A 14,854-nucleotide genomic window follows, 5' to 3' on the forward strand; every position below is an offset into this window, starting at 1 on the left:
GGGTTAAATTAACTAAATAGGGTTACCAGTACTGCGTTTTGGGCGTGCATCCGATTCTCTGCTTGTTGCAGGATCAAGGAGCCTTCACCATCCATCACCTCATCGGTCACTTCAACACCGCGGTGAGCGGGTAAGCAGTGCATAAAAAAGTGAGCACCCGCTTTCGCCATCAAGCCCTTATTGACCTGATAAGGTGCAAACTTATCCTTAATTTCCGCTAACGGTGTTGGATCACCCATGGAAATCCAAGTATCAGTATAGATAGCATCGTGACCTTCGATAGCACCAATATCTGAAGTCAGTACAACCTTGCCGCCATATCGGCTGGCAAGTTCTTGCACTTCGGCCACGACGTAGCCATCAGGAAAGTGACCCGCAGGGCAGATCACTGTCATGGTGGCACCGAGAATGGCCGCGCAATACATCAATGAATTCGTCACGTTATTACCGTCACCTACGTACGCTAACTTAACATCACTGATATTTTCAAAATGCTCGGCCAAGGTTAAGAAATCGGCCAGCGCTTGGCAGGGATGATATAAATCCGAAAGTGCATTTATCACAGGCACAGTGCCAAACTCGGCCAATTGCTCGATGGTCTTGTGGGAGAAAGTTCTCGCCACAATGGCATCGGCCCAACAGGATAGGTTAGAAGCAAAGTCAGCGACCGATTCCCTCTTACCTAAGGCACCATTCTGTTGGTCTAGGTATAAACAGTGGCCGCCGAGCTTGTTAATACCGATATCGAAGCTAACACGAGTACGCAGGGATGGCTTTTCAAATAACATCACCACACTCTTACCGTCCAGCGCATGACGATACTCAGCGGGATTCGCTTTAATTGTCTTGGCTAAGGTAATCAGATCCAGCAACTGTTGCTGGGTTAACTCTTTTATCGATAGTAAATGCTTCATAACCTACTCCGCTTATGGTTGGATTTGTGTGCCCACGGCCTCACCTTTTGCTAATGCGACTAATTGGCTTGCATCACGCCATGAGGCAACTTGAACCGCCTGCCCCATCCACTGCGCCACTTCGAGCGCAGCTTCTACTTTTACTTTCATTCCCTTTTCGATCACGCCTTGCTTCACCAACTCGGCAATCTGTTGGCCAGTCAGCGAAGGGATTAATTGACCTTTACCATCGAGCACGCCAGACACATCCGATAGCAGGACCAACTTGCCACCGACCAACTTAGCTAATACCGTCGCCGCTTGGTCGGCGTTCACGTTCAGCATTTGGCCATCGTCCATCATGGCAATCGAGCTACAAATCGGCATCCAACCTTGGGACAGAATAAACTTGAGGTAGGTGGCGTCTTTAGGAGAAACCTCGCCCACTAACCCTAAACGCTCATCTTTGATCTTGGCCGATACTGTGTTGCCATCGGCTAAGCTCATGCCCACACTCACAATCCCAGCCTTTGTCGCTGCGCCTTGGAGGATCTTGTTTGATGTTCCGGCCAGTGCACCGGCAATGATCGGCATTTGCTCCGGCGGAGTGACCCGCAAGCCTTCTAGCTTGACGGTTTCCATGCCGTTTGCGGCTAATTGCTCATCGACCAAACAGCCGCCGCCATGCACCATCAGCACTTGCTGACCATTGGCGATCATTGCAGCTGCGGTATCCATTAAACGCGCCATTCCCATTTCACACTGCAGCAGGGCGCCGCCGACCTTAAGAACTAATACTGAGTTGTTGGTAGACATCTTGACGACTCTCTTAAATAAGGATGAACGGTTAAAGGTTAAAGTGAATCTTTATGCATTGCAGGGCTTGGCTCGCCGCGCCTTTCATCAAGTTGTCGATAGCACTGGCAACCACTAAGTAGCCACTGTTCTCATCAAACTTCCAACCTAAGTGGCAATTCGGGGTCAGCACCACATCATCCACTTTCGGGAACTGGTTCTGTTTCACCGTCACCAGCGGAGCTTGGTCATACACACTGTATGCCGCAGCCACATCGGCGGTGGTGGTGCCCGGTTTTAGCTGTACCGTGATGGTCGCTAAAATGCCGCGCTTGAAGTTGCCAAGGTGCGGCGTGAAGATCACCTCTTGTCCCAGTTGAGTGGCAATCTCGGGTTGATGTCTGTGGCCTAATACGCCGTAGGGAGTGAGGCTCACTTCGCAAAAACTGGTATGCAACTGTGCCTTACGACCCGCGCCCGTCACACCGCTGACCGCATTGATCACTGGATAGGCTGAGGTCAGTAAATTCTTTAATGGTTTCAATGCAGTTAATGATGCTGTTGGGTAACAACCTGGCACGGCAATCATCTTAGTGGCGGCGACTTCTTTGGCATTCCACTCGGCCAGACCATAGACTGCCTTGGCCAACACTTCGGGATACTCATGTTCAAAACCGTACCACTTAGGGTACTGCGCCACATCGCTGAAACGATAGGCACCGCTTAAGTCAAACACGGCTAAACCTTGGTTGTAGAACCAAGCCGCTAAATGCAAACTCACCGAATGCTCGGTCGCTAACACTACGGCATCCGCCTCTGCGACGATCTTCGCCTTCGCTGCTTCAGTCAGTGGTGACAGAGCTAAGTCAATGTGGCTGTAGACAGGGTACAAATCTGCTAAAGCTCTACCTTTATCTAAACTATTTTCAGAGACATACAGACCTTGAATCGATAATTCAGACTCCGCATGGACTAAAGCTGTTAGTTGTGCGCCTGTGTAACCACTGGCACCGATAATGGCGATGTTTTTCATATGTATTTTTATAAACCGAATCAAAGAGACTTAAAGAATAGATGAATAGCGTACACGCACCAGCGTATATCTATGATGACAAGACTATCGTCGTAGGAAATCGTAATGGGTCGTTATTTTATTCACTGACGGCTTAACGCTATACATCATGATATTTACTCTACAGGTCACAAGGGGTGACTCATCTCAACTGCTGGCTAGACTACCACAAAGATCTATTTATGCAATATATGTGAATATATATTTTTATTAAATTTTATCTTTTAGCGGCATTCAAGCACGCTTAGCAAATAACACCATACTTCACTAACTGCTTAATAACTCAGTTATCTATGGATGAAAGACTGAAAAATCAGTCCTTTTTATTAACACCGAATACACATACCCGCAAAACCGAAAATGATGCAGTTCATATTCACTTCCGCTAAACATAATAAAATATTGCGTTAGCTCGCATTTATATTGAATATTCTTCAACAATTATCGTGATTAGTTGCATATAAGATAAGCCAGTCGTATAAGTTATAAGTTCTGCTGTTGACCATTGCCCTCAGTGGTGGGTATTGTGCTAGCGGGCTATATACCCAAGCGACCTGAAGATAGGATTCTCATCACCTACAGGTTATTTGGGTATATTGCGGATTTTTATGTTTTTCTATTCGGAGTAACTATGGCAGGTAATGTGGCAGACAATGTGACCGACATGTATGCGTCGTTAAGATCGAACGTGAGTATGTTAGGGCAGATCTTGGGCGATACGATGCGCACCCACCTCGGTGATTCATTCCTCGAGAAGGTTGAGCAAATTCGTAAACTCGCAAAAGACTCCCGCCGTGGCGATGAAGCGGCACGGGAGCAAATGCTAGAACTGCTCACCGCACTCCCCGATGAAGAGTTAGTGCCTTTTGCCAAAGCCTTCAACCAATTCCTCAACTTAGCAAACTTATCCGAACAATTTCATACTATTAGCCGTAACTGCGATGAACTGGTTTGCGTACCGGATCCGGTCGAACAGTTGCTTGGCCGCATGCTTAATGGCCGTATCGATCAAACCAAGATGTTGGATTGCTTAAAGACGCTGGATATCGACTTAGTCCTCACAGCGCATCCAACGGAAATCTCTCGCCGCACACTGATCCAAAAATATGCTGCGATTGTGGATTGCCTCGCCGAGCAAGAAAACAATCAACTGTCGGACAGAGAGCGCCGCCAAATTAACCTGCGTCTGCGCCAGTTAATCGCCCAGATCTGGCACACCAATGAAATTCGCCGTGAACGCCCAACACCAGTGGATGAAGCCCGCTGGGGATTGTCCACCATTGAAGAATCTCTCTGGCATGCTGTTCCCGACTTTTTAAGGCAGCTCAACGATCAAGTGCAAGATCGCACTGGCCAGCAATTGCCTATCGATATCGCGCCAGTGCGCTTCTCAAGCTGGATGGGTGGCGATCGCGACGGCAACCCCTTTGTGACTGCCAAAGTCACCCAAGAAGTGTTAGATCGTAATCGCCATGCCGCCGCCCGTTTATTCCTCAAGGATATAGTGTTGCTGGTTGGCGAGTTATCGATGGAAGAAGCCAACAGCGAGCTGATGGCGTTTACCAACAATAGCTGTGAACCCTATCGTTTTGTGCTGCGTTCATTAAGACAAAAACTGCGCGACACCATCGACTACTTAAACGCCCGCATCGAGGGCCATAATCCTGAAGTGGATAAATCGACGCTGATTTGGCAAGAAAGCGACCTGAAAGCGCCGCTAGAAATGCTGTATAAGAGTTTATGTGACTGCGGCATGCGTTTGATTGCTAACGGTTTACTACTCGACATTCTGCGCCGTCTCGCTTGTTTTGGCATCCATATGTTAAGGCTCGACATTCGCCAAGATGCAGGCCGTCACTGCGATGTCCTTGCAGAATTAACCCGCTATTTGGGTATGGGGGACTTTAACCATTGGGATGAAACTGAAAAACAAGCCTTCTTACTGCGTGAACTCAGTAACCGTCGTCCGCTGATCCCAAGCAACTGGCAACCTTCCGCCGACGTAGCCGAAGTGCTTAACACTTGCCGCTTAATTGCTAAGCATCCGGCGAAGGCCTTGGGCTCCTATGTGATCTCCATGGCGAGTAAACCTTCAGATGTATTAACCGTATTATTGCTGCTCAAAGAAACTGGCTGCACTCACCCAATGCGCGTTGTGCCGCTATTTGAAACCTTAAGCGACTTAAATAACGCCGCCGAGTGCATTACCGCACTGCTCGATATCGACTGGTACCGTGGTTACACCAAAGGTATGCAAGAGGTGATGATCGGCTATTCTGACTCGGCCAAAGACGCGGGTGTAATGGCAGCCGCTTGGGCGCAATACCGTGCACAGGAGCAGTTAGTCGCCGTCTGTAAACAGGCTGGCGTTAAGTTGACGCTGTTCCATGGTCGTGGTGGCAGTATTGGTCGCGGCGGCGGCCCAGCTCACAAAGCGATTCTGTCACAACCGCCCGGTTCAGTTGATGGTCGTATTCGCGTCACCGAGCAAGGTGAGATGATCCGCTTTAAGTTCGGCCTGCCTAAATTGGCGGTGCAAAGCTTAGCCCTGTACACCTCAGCGGTGTTAGAAGCGACCTTGCTTCCGCCGCCCGAGCCTAAGCAGGAATGGCGCAATTGTATGGAGCGAATTGCAGAGGAGTCAGTGAGTGCTTACCGCGGTATTGTCCGTGAAGAGCCTGATTTTGTGCCTTATTTCCGTGCAGCCACACCGGAAGTTGAACTGGGCAAACTACCATTAGGTAGTCGCCCAGCCAAACGCCGTGTCGATGGTGGTATCGAGAGCTTACGTGCCATTCCTTGGATTTTTGCTTGGTCACAAAACCGCTTAATGTTGCCAGCATGGCTCGGCGCCGGTGAAGCATTACAGGCTGCCTGCCAACGTGGCGAAATGGGCTTGCTACAGGATATGGAGCGCGAATGGCCCTTCTTTAGCACACGGATTTCCATGCTGGAGATGGTATACGCCAAGGCAGAACCTAACTTGGCGCGTTACTATGAAACCTGCTTAGTACCGACCAATCTACATCACTTAGGCGAAACTTTACGCCAGCGTTTAGATCTCGGCATTAAAGTGGTGCTGGAGCTGACTAAATCAGATACCTTAATGGCGCATACACCGTGGAATCGCGAATCAGTCAAACTGCGCAATCCCTATATCGATCCATTAAACTTCCTGCAGACCGAGTTATTGGCTCGTACCCGCAAGGAAACAACCGAAGCTCCCGCTTCCGAACACGTGCAACTCGCCTTAATGCTGACGATTGCCGGTGTCGCGGCGGGTATGAGAAACACAGGTTAATGAAAGAACTCACGCTTAGCCTTTGCTTGGGATTATCTGTACTGCTTGGCGGCTGCGTCACGCAGTACAGTATCAGCGAGCATGAAATGGAGCAGTATCTCAGCAAAGAGATCCATTTTGAGGTGAAACAAGGTAATCAACTGGTGGGCGCGCAAGTGCGCATTAACGACATCAGTGTCAGACTCGGCGAAAAGCCTGACACTATGAGCGTAAGTGCGGCCACTCAAGTGTCCATCACTAATCCTATTTTTCCGTTGAAAGCGCAACTTTCAACCACCTTTGAGGCCAAGCCTTGGTATGACACTGCCACCCACAGCGTCTACCTACGCCAGCTTGAATTGGTGAAAGTCGAATCAACGCCTAAGGATATCGAAAAGGCCATCAGTAGCGCGACGCCACAGGTTATGAGCTACTTAAGGCATTTCCTCGAGAATCAGCCTGTTTATGTGCTCGATACGAAGGACAGTAATCAGGCGCTGATGGCCAAGATGACCGAGAGCATTCAAGTAGTTCCTGGCAAATTAGTCCTTAAATTCACTAAATAGCGGCTTGTGTTGCAAACCATTCGTCATAAAAAATGCTCCCGAGGGAGCATTTTTATTAATCCAGCTAGACTGACTAAAACCCTTAAGTATCCAAAAGTTACTTGCTGAAACGCCCTATCGACTGGTAATCCACAATCACAGCTTCGGTGAGTAATTCACGCCTTAACATATCGTAGGCCACCGCCGCACTTAAGCTACGCACTAAATCCCGTGAACGTCGCGGCAGTTTTATCATTTGGCTGTAGACGCCACTGCGGGTTGCCAAGGCAATTGCGACAGTACCGACGGGCTTTTCTTCGGTTCCACCATCAGGTCCCGCTATCCCACTGGTTGCTAAGGCAAAATCACTGTCTAAAATAGCACGCGCACCCTTAGCCATTTCTTCGACCGTGGGAATAGAGACAGCGCCGTGATCGTCTAAGGTTGCAGGATTAACTCCTAACACTCGCACCTTAGACTCATTACTGTAAGTCACCAGACCGTGTTGCAAATAGGAAGAACTGCCCGGGAAGTCGACTAATTGGCTGGTAATCATCCCACCCGTGCAAGACTCGGCAACACTCAAGGTCAATCCAGAATTCAGTAACTTAGCATGGATTTCCTCGGCAAGCGTCGCTTTATCTTCGGCGACAACCGCAGTACCTAGCACCATCTTGATGTGCCCAGTCACCCGTGGCAGCAAAGCAATCGCCTTCTCACCGCGGGCAAAGATCTTGATTTCAATATGCGGCATGGAGGAGCGATAACCAATAGTAATCCCCTCAGGCAACTCCAGTGGCTCAATTTTGTCGGCAAGGGAAGACTCGCCATGACCTATAGTCAGCAACTTCTTCAATGCCACCTTAGCGTCGAGGTCAAACTCTTCACGGATAAAAGGAATAAATTGTTCCTTCACCATATGTTTGAGTTCAAATGGCACACCAGGAGTGAAGAATAACCAGGCTCGATTCAACTTCACTCTAAATCCACAGGCCGTACCGACAGGGTTGTCTACCATCACTGCAGACTCAGGCAGCATCGCCTGCTTTAAATTACTCACTGGCATCTCGCGATTATTGCGCGTAAACCAATCTTCTAAACGTTGGCGCCACTCGCGATTCTCAACCAGAGACTCTCCCTTGGCCTTAGCCATTGCCTCGGCAGACATATCATCACTGGTAGGCCCCAATCCGCCATTTACTAAGATGACATCGGCATGCAAGCTACGCTCTTGGAAAACCGCAATTAAGTCCTCGAGGCGATCCCCCACGGTCACTCGTCGTTGGATCTCAATGCCATGCTCCATCATAGTGCTGGCAAACCAGGCCGCGTTAGTATCAACAATCTGACCCGACAGCACCTCTTCCCCAGTACAAATCATCTCTAACTTCATCATAGATCCTTAGCTACCCCAATAAATTACTGCATAAGGTAAGTAACCTCTGAAGTAATAGCAAGAGCCACTATCGGAGGTCGGGTTCTGTAGCGTGAAGGAAATAAGGTTACAAGTCGCGATTTAGCGCACATTAGGAATGTGCGAGTTAAAGAGGGTGAAAATTGAAATGAATGATTTCAAAATCACAATCTAAAATGGCAAACGCCAAAAGCAAAAAAGCCAGCTTATGCAGCTGGCTTCATTGTTTAATTAGGCGCTTGGCGATGACCTACTCTCACATGGGGAGACCCCACACTACCATCGGCGCGATTGCGTTTCACTTCTGAGTTCGGGATGGGATCAGGTGGGACCACAATGCTATTGTCACCAAGCAAATTTGTTATTCACTTACCCGTCTTATCTCATGCAGGCAGTAAATTAATTCGGAAAGCTGGTTTGAGTTACACTTCTTAAGTGTTTGTATTCAAGCTAAGTACTCTTAGCAAAACCCATCTGGGTTGTATGGTTAAGCCTCTCGAGTCATTAGTATCAGTTAGCTCAACGCCTCACAACGCTTACACACCTGACCTATCAACGTCCTAGTCTCGAACGGCTCTTTAGTGGACTTAAAGTCCAAGGGATGACTCATCTTGGGGCTCGCTTCCCGCTTAGATGCTTTCAGCGGTTATCGATTCCGAACATAGCTACCGGGCAATGCCATTGGCATGACAACCCGAACACCAGCGGTTCGTTCACTCCGGTCCTCTCGTACTAGGAGCAACTCCCCTCAATCATCCAACGCCCACGGCAGATAGGGACCGAACTGTCTCACGACGTTCTGAACCCAGCTCGCGTACCACTTTAAATGGCGAACAGCCATACCCTTGGGACCGACTTCAGCCCCAGGATGTGATGAGCCGACATCGAGGTGCCAAACACCGCCGTCGATATGAACTCTTGGGCGGTATCAGCCTGTTATCCCCGGAGTACCTTTTATCCGTTGAGCGATGGCCCTTCCATTCAGAACCACCGGATCACTATGACCTACTTTCGTACCTGCTCGACGTGTCTGTCTCGCAGTTAAGCTGGCTTATGCCATTGCACTAACCGTACGATGTCCGACCGTACTTAGCCAACCTTCGTGCTCCTCCGTTACTCTTTGGGAGGAGACCGCCCCAGTCAAACTACCCACCAGGCACTGTCCTTAACCCCGATTAGGGGCCCAAGTTAGAACATCAACACTACAAGGGTGGTATTTCAAGGACGACTCCACGAGAACTAGCGTTCCCGCTTCAAAGTCTCCCACCTATCCTACACATGTAGGGTCAATGTTCAGTGCCAAGCTATAGTAAAGGTTCACGGGGTCTTTCCGTCTAGCCGCGGGTATACGGCATCTTCACCGCAATTTCAACTTCACTGAGTCTCGGCTGGAGACAGCGTGGCCATCATTACGCCATTCGTGCAGGTCGGAACTTACCCGACAAGGAATTTCGCTACCTTAGGACCGTTATAGTTACGGCCGCCGTTTACCGGGGCTTCGATCATGAGCTTCTCTTGCGATAACCCAATCAATTAACCTTCCGGCACCGGGCAGGCGTCACACCGTATACGTCATCTTGCGATTTTGCACAGTGCTGTGTTTTTGATAAACAGTTGCAGCCACCTGGTATCTGCGACTGCCGTCAGCTTAGGGAGCAAGTCCCATCACCAACAGCAGCGTACCTTCTCCCGAAGTTACGGTACCATTTTGCCTAGTTCCTTCAGCCGAGTTCTCTCAAGCGCCTTGGTATTCTCTACCCGACCACCTGTGTCGGTTTGGGGTACGATTCCCGCTAACCTGAAGCTTAGAAGATTTTCCTGGAAGCATGGCATCAACTACTTCAGTCCCTTAGGACCTCGTCATCAGCTCTCAGTGTATAGTGACCCGGATTTGCCTAAGTCACCCACCTACCACCTTAAACGCGGACTACCAACGCCGCGCTAGCCTAGCCTTCTCCGTCTCTCCATCGCAGTTAGCGGAAGTACAGAAATATTAATCTGTTTCCCATCGACTACGCCTTTCGGCCTCGCCTTAGGGGTCGACTCACCCTGCCCCGATTAACGTTGGACAGGAACCCTTGGTCTTTCGGCGAGGGGTTTTTCACCCCTTTATCGTTACTCATGTCAGCATTCGCACTTCTGATACCTCCAGTGTGGGTTACCCCTTCACCTTCAACGGCTTACAGAACGCTCCTCTACCGCGCAACTCTAATGAATTGCACCCGTAGCTTCGGTGGTATGTTTAGCCCGTTACATCTTCCGCGCAGGCCGACTCGACTAGTGAGCTATTACGCTTTCTTTAAATGATGGCTGCTTCTAAGCCAACATCCTAGCTGTCTAAGCCTTCCCACATCGTTTCCCACTTAACATACACTTTGGGACCTTAGCTGACGGTCTGGGTTGTTTCCCTTTTGACGACGGACGTTAGCACCCGCCGTCTGTCTCCCGGATAGCACTCTTTGGTATTCGGAGTTTGCAAAGGGTTGGTAAGTCGGGATGACCCCTAGCCTTAACAGTGCTCTACCCCCAAAGGTGTTCGTCCGAGGCGCTACCTAAATAGCTTTCGAGGAGAACCAGATATCTCCCGGTTTGATTGGCCTTTCACCCCCAGCCACAAGTCATCCGCTAATTTTTCAACATTAGTCGGTTCGGTCCTCCAGTTGATGTTACTCAACCTTCAACCTGCCCATGGCTAGATCACCGGGTTTCGGGTCTACGCCTTGCAACTAAACGCGCAGTTAACACTCGGTTTCCCTACGGCTCCGCTATTCGCTTAACCTCGCTACAAAACGTAAGTCGCTGACCCATTATACAAAAGGTACGCAGTCACGGTCTCAAGAACCGCTCCCACTGCTTGTACGTATACGGTTTCAGGTTCTATTTCACTCCCCTCACAGGGGTTCTTTTCGCCTTTCCCTCACGGTACTGGTTCACTATCGGTCAGTCAGGAGTATTTAGCCTTGGAGGATGGTCCCCCCATATTCAAACAGGATATCACGTGTCCCGCCTTACTCGTTTTCATCAAAGGTTAGTTTTCGTGTACGGGGCTATCACCCTGTGCCGCTGGACTTTCCAGACCATTCCACTAACACCCCTCTGACTTAAGGGCTAATCCCCGTTCGCTCGCCGCTACTAGGGGAATCTCGGTTGATTTCTTTTCCTAAGGGTACTTAGATGTTTCAGTTCCCCTCGTTTGCCTCGCAACGCTATGTATTCACGTTACGATGACCGCTTATGCGGCCGGGTTCCCCCATTCGGACATCGTTAGCTCAAATGCTTGTTACTAGCTCGCCAACGCTTTTCGCAAGTTACTACGTCCTTCATCGCCTCTGACTGCCAAGGCATCCACCGTATACGCTTAGTCGCTTAACCATACAACCCAAATGAGTTTCACATCACTTGAGCCGTTGCGACCAGCTGGTTTTACTTGTCTCATCTTCGACCAAGAAGATGGACTCGCCTTAGACTTGAATATTCAAGACACTTAAAAAGTGTTTTAAGAACTCAATTTTTCGTATTAACACAACGACAGACATCATTGTATTAATTACTATCAGCTTTCCAAATTGTTAAAGAACAATGCTTACCGGCAAGCGGTGCATTTCGCTCTCCCTTCCCTTTCGAGAAGTTCAACAAGCCATCTGTGTGAACACTCAACAAACATCGAGTTAGTCGTATAGGTAAGGAGGTGATCCAGCCCCAGGTTCCCCTAGGGCTACCTTGTTACGACTTCACCCCAGTCATGAACCACAAAGTGGTGAGCGCCCTCCCGAAGGTTAAGCTACCCACTTCTTTTGCAGCCCACTCCCATGGTGTGACGGGCGGTGTGTACAAGGCCCGGGAACGTATTCACCGTGGCATTCTGATCCACGATTACTAGCGATTCCGACTTCATGGAGTCGAGTTGCAGACTCCAATCCGGACTACGACGAGCTTTGTGAGATTAGCTCCACCTCGCGGCTTTGCAACCCTCTGTACTCGCCATTGTAGCACGTGTGTAGCCCTACTCGTAAGGGCCATGATGACTTGACGTCGTCCCCACCTTCCTCCGGTTTATCACCGGCAGTCTCCCTAGAGTTCCCGCCATTACGCGCTGGCAAATAAGGATAGGGGTTGCGCTCGTTGCGGGACTTAACCCAACATTTCACAACACGAGCTGACGACAGCCATGCAGCACCTGTCTCAGAGTTCCCGAAGGCACTAAGCTATCTCTAGCGAATTCTCTGGATGTCAAGAGTAGGTAAGGTTCTTCGCGTTGCATCGAATTAAACCACATGCTCCACCGCTTGTGCGGGCCCCCGTCAATTCATTTGAGTTTTAACCTTGCGGCCGTACTCCCCAGGCGGTCTACTTAATGCGTTAGCTTGAGAGCCCAGTGTTCAAGACACCAAACTCCGAGTAGACATCGTTTACGGCGTGGACTACCAGGGTATCTAATCCTGTTTGCTCCCCACGCTTTCGTGCCTGAGCGTCAGTCTTTGTCCAGGGGGCCGCCTTCGCCACCGGTATTCCTCCAGATCTCTACGCATTTCACCGCTACACCTGGAATTCTACCCCCTCTACAAGACTCTAGTTTGCCAGTTCGAAATGCAATTCCCAGGTTGAGCCCGGGGCTTTCACATCTCGCTTAACAAACCGCCTGCGCACGCTTTACGCCCAGTAATTCCGATTAACGCTTGGACCCTCCGTATTACCGCGGCTGCTGGCACGGAGTTAGCCGGTCCTTCTTCTGTAGGTAACGTCACAGCTGCAAGGTATTAACTTACAACCTTTCCTCCCTACTGAAAGTGCTTTACAACCCGAAGGCCTTCTTCACACACGCGGCATGGCTGCATCAGGGTTTCCCCCATTGTGCAATATTCCCCACTGCTGCCTCCCGTAGGAGTCTGGGCCGTGTCTCAGTCCCAGTGTGGCTGATCATCCTCTCAGAACAGCTAGGGATCGTCGCCTTGGTGAGCCATTACCTCACCAACTAGCTAATCCCACCTAGGTTCATCCAATCGCGGAAGGCCCGAAGGTCCCCTCCTTTCCCCCGTAGGGCGTATGCGGTATTAGCAGTCGTTTCCAACTGTTATCCCCCACGACTGGGCAGATCCCTAGGCATTACTCACCCGTCCGCCGCTCGCCACCTCAGGAGTAAACTCCCTTGTGCTGCCGCTCGACTTGCATGTGTTAGGCCTGCCGCCAGCGTTCAATCTGAGCCATGATCAAACTCTTCAATTAAAAGTTTTGTGAACCCTAAGGTTCGGCTCAATGAATTCTGATTTGTCGTTTCAACCCGAAAGTCAAAACAAACTGTACATATTGCTATGAACACTCATTCATTGATGTAAATTTTGATTACTCGCCAAACGACAGAGTAATTTCGATTAACTCAACACCTGTGAGTGTCCACACAGATTTCTTGTTTAGATTGTTAAAGAGCATTTGACCACTCACTTCGCGTTACCGCTCAGCGGGTCAGGGCTGCGTATTCTACGCATTTCCCTTGTCGCGTCAAGGCGTTTTTAAAAACTTCTTGGCGCTTTCGAATCAACTGCACATTTTGCATTCGATTCGCACTGATACCGCATTCGCTCTCGCTGTCTGCCGTGTCAGTGGATGCGCATTATAGGCACCGAAAACTTTTGTGCAAGGGCTTTTTTGAAGTTTTTTGCATTATTTTTCAAATGCCTTTTTACACCCAAGCTAGGCACAAGCTACCCACGAGTTATACCCATAGTTATCCACAACCGCTGTATTTATCACCACTGAGTGCGGCTCAAAATCGCTAAGTGAAACGATTTATCACTCAATACAGACGCGTGGTTGCAATATTAAAGAAGGAATAAAGATGAAATTCGGCAATGAGGATAGAAAAGGTAAATAGAGGAAGTCGCGACCTTATACTTATATTGCTATATAAAAGTATAAGGTCGTGCAACGCGCGCTTACTTGTGGTGTTAGTTAGCACTCCACAGTAACTGCCCGCAATCGGTAAGATCGTATCCACCTAATAACGTGGCCATTTGGCGCGTATGCCCGCTGCTCAGCATTGTAAAGAGCTGCTGCAGTTGTCTGCGGAAGTAAATGCTTTGCGGCATCACAAAGTCGAAGGACTCTTTGACGAGTGGCACGAAGCTTAAGCCGCTCTCTAGGGCAACGGATTGGCAACCGAAACCAATGTCGGCATCACCCCGTGCAATATACCCTGCAAGTTCACGCTCGCTATAGGCCGTTAGCACCACATTGAGTTGATCTAAACGTGCCCCTTGCTTTAATAGCCATTGTTCTAAATGTTGCTGGCTACCAGCACCACCTTGGCGGCTGACCCAACGCCAGGGTAAGGTGAGTACCTTATCCTCTTCTTGGCATCTGTGGTGCATATCGGTACGCATGATCAAGCCTTGCTGGCGGGAATAACCATGCACCATGATCCATTGTTGGTGGTTCTGATAACCTTTAAGTAAGGCTGGATGACGGATATTCCTATCCTCCATACTACCCCAGTGCAGAGTACAAACGTCGGCATAGCCCTTTGCTAATAGCTCTAGCCCAAGACGTGAGCCCGTTGCGCTGTAACTGATCAGTTCGCGGCTACCCACCTGTGCCATCAAGCGCGCCACTAACATAGAAAGCAGAGGATCATCGCTGCCAGTGATCAAGAGCCGGTCGGTTAACATACCGCTGTGGCAGGAGTCCATCACCCAACGGTCAATTAGAACCTTAGGGAATAGCCATTTACCGGTGATTTTCGTTGCAGGCAGAATTCGGTCATTCGCCATAGCGTAGACTTTCTTCTCGTTCAGATCTAAATACTCAGCAACCTGCTTCGCGCTCATGTAAATCAATTCACTGGCGGATGTCATCTTATAT

The 14,854-nt window shown here is 49.5% G+C and carries 7 protein-coding genes and 3 rRNA genes; 2 read left to right on the plus strand and 8 right to left on the minus strand.

Annotated elements, in window-relative coordinates; all coding sequences use genetic code 11:
* Positions 1–8 precede the first annotated feature (8 nt).
* Genes K0H60_RS19485 through argC form a run of 3 tightly spaced genes read right to left on the minus strand, consistent with a single transcriptional unit; the run spans position 9 to position 2,721 of the window.
* Positions 9–914 carry an ornithine carbamoyltransferase gene (locus K0H60_RS19485; protein WP_011624429.1) on the minus strand — a complete coding sequence of 302 codons (906 nt, stop codon included), beginning with the start codon at positions 912–914 and terminating at the stop codon, positions 9–11.
* Between the two features lie 12 nt (positions 915–926).
* The gene (argB, locus tag K0H60_RS19490; RefSeq protein WP_011624812.1) at positions 927–1,709 is read right to left on the minus strand and encodes an acetylglutamate kinase; all 783 of its coding nucleotides are present in this window, start codon (positions 1,707–1,709) and stop codon (positions 927–929) included.
* Positions 1,710–1,740: 31 nt separating this feature from the next.
* Positions 1,741–2,721 carry an N-acetyl-gamma-glutamyl-phosphate reductase gene (gene argC / locus K0H60_RS19495; protein ID WP_220056766.1) on the minus strand — a complete coding sequence of 327 codons (981 nt, stop codon included), beginning with the start codon at positions 2,719–2,721 and terminating at the stop codon, positions 1,741–1,743.
* 670 nt (positions 2,722–3,391) lie between these two features.
* Here argC and ppc point away from each other — a divergent pair.
* Both ppc and K0H60_RS19505 read left to right on the plus strand, forming a co-directional pair.
* Entirely contained in the window at positions 3,392–6,061 is a 2,670-nt protein-coding gene (gene ppc, locus K0H60_RS19500) for a phosphoenolpyruvate carboxylase (protein WP_023266415.1), read from the plus strand.
* The gene (locus K0H60_RS19505; protein ID WP_220056767.1) at positions 6,061–6,606 is read left to right on the plus strand and encodes a YceB family lipoprotein; all 546 of its coding nucleotides are present in this window, start codon (positions 6,061–6,063) and stop codon (positions 6,604–6,606) included. Before ppc ends, K0H60_RS19505 begins: the two co-directional genes overlap by 1 nt.
* Positions 6,607–6,703: 97 nt before the next feature.
* On the opposite strand, the gene K0H60_RS19510 is transcribed toward K0H60_RS19505, so the two are convergent.
* From K0H60_RS19510 to K0H60_RS19530, 5 genes are all read right to left on the minus strand, one after another.
* Positions 6,704–7,978 carry a CinA family nicotinamide mononucleotide deamidase-related protein gene (locus tag K0H60_RS19510; protein ID WP_220056768.1) on the minus strand — a complete coding sequence of 425 codons (1,275 nt, stop codon included), beginning with the start codon at positions 7,976–7,978 and terminating at the stop codon, positions 6,704–6,706.
* Positions 7,979–8,236: 258 nt separating this feature from the next.
* A 5S ribosomal RNA gene (rrf, locus tag K0H60_RS19515) occupies positions 8,237–8,352 on the minus strand.
* Between the two features lie 130 nt (positions 8,353–8,482).
* Positions 8,483–11,371: ribosomal RNA gene (locus K0H60_RS19520) — 23S ribosomal RNA — on the minus strand.
* Positions 11,372–11,680: 309 nt separating this feature from the next.
* Positions 11,681–13,222 (minus strand): 16S ribosomal RNA (locus tag K0H60_RS19525).
* The 16S, 23S and 5S rRNA genes sit together here, the layout of an rRNA operon.
* A 719-nt stretch (positions 13,223–13,941) precedes the next feature.
* A complete protein-coding gene (locus K0H60_RS19530) occupies positions 13,942–14,847 on the minus strand; it encodes a substrate-binding domain-containing protein (RefSeq protein ID WP_220056769.1) in 906 nt (301 codons plus the stop codon).
* Positions 14,848–14,854: the final 7 nt, after the last annotated feature.

This window comes from Shewanella mangrovisoli (genome assembly GCF_019457635.1).
Lineage (GTDB): Bacteria > Pseudomonadota > Gammaproteobacteria > Enterobacterales > Shewanellaceae > Shewanella > Shewanella mangrovisoli.

Bases quoted from the DNA above. Each gene is read 5' to 3' on its own strand.
- K0H60_RS19485 (WP_011624429.1), bottom strand. From the start codon at position 914: ATGAAGCATTTACTATCGATAAAAGAGTTAACCCAGCAACAGTTGCTG.
- argB (WP_011624812.1), bottom strand. From the start codon at position 1,709: ATGTCTACCAACAACTCAGTATTAGTTCTTAAGGTCGGCGGCGCCCTG.
- argC (WP_220056766.1), bottom strand. From the start codon at position 2,721: ATGAAAAACATCGCCATTATCGGTGCCAGTGGTTACACAGGCGCACAA.
- ppc (WP_023266415.1), top strand. From the start codon at position 3,392: ATGGCAGGTAATGTGGCAGACAATGTGACCGACATGTATGCGTCGTTA.
- K0H60_RS19505 (WP_220056767.1), top strand. From the start codon at position 6,061: ATGAAAGAACTCACGCTTAGCCTTTGCTTGGGATTATCTGTACTGCTT.
- K0H60_RS19510 (WP_220056768.1), bottom strand. From the start codon at position 7,978: ATGAAGTTAGAGATGATTTGTACTGGGGAAGAGGTGCTGTCGGGTCAG.
- K0H60_RS19530 (WP_220056769.1), bottom strand. From the start codon at position 14,847: ATGACATCCGCCAGTGAATTGATTTACATGAGCGCGAAGCAGGTTGCT.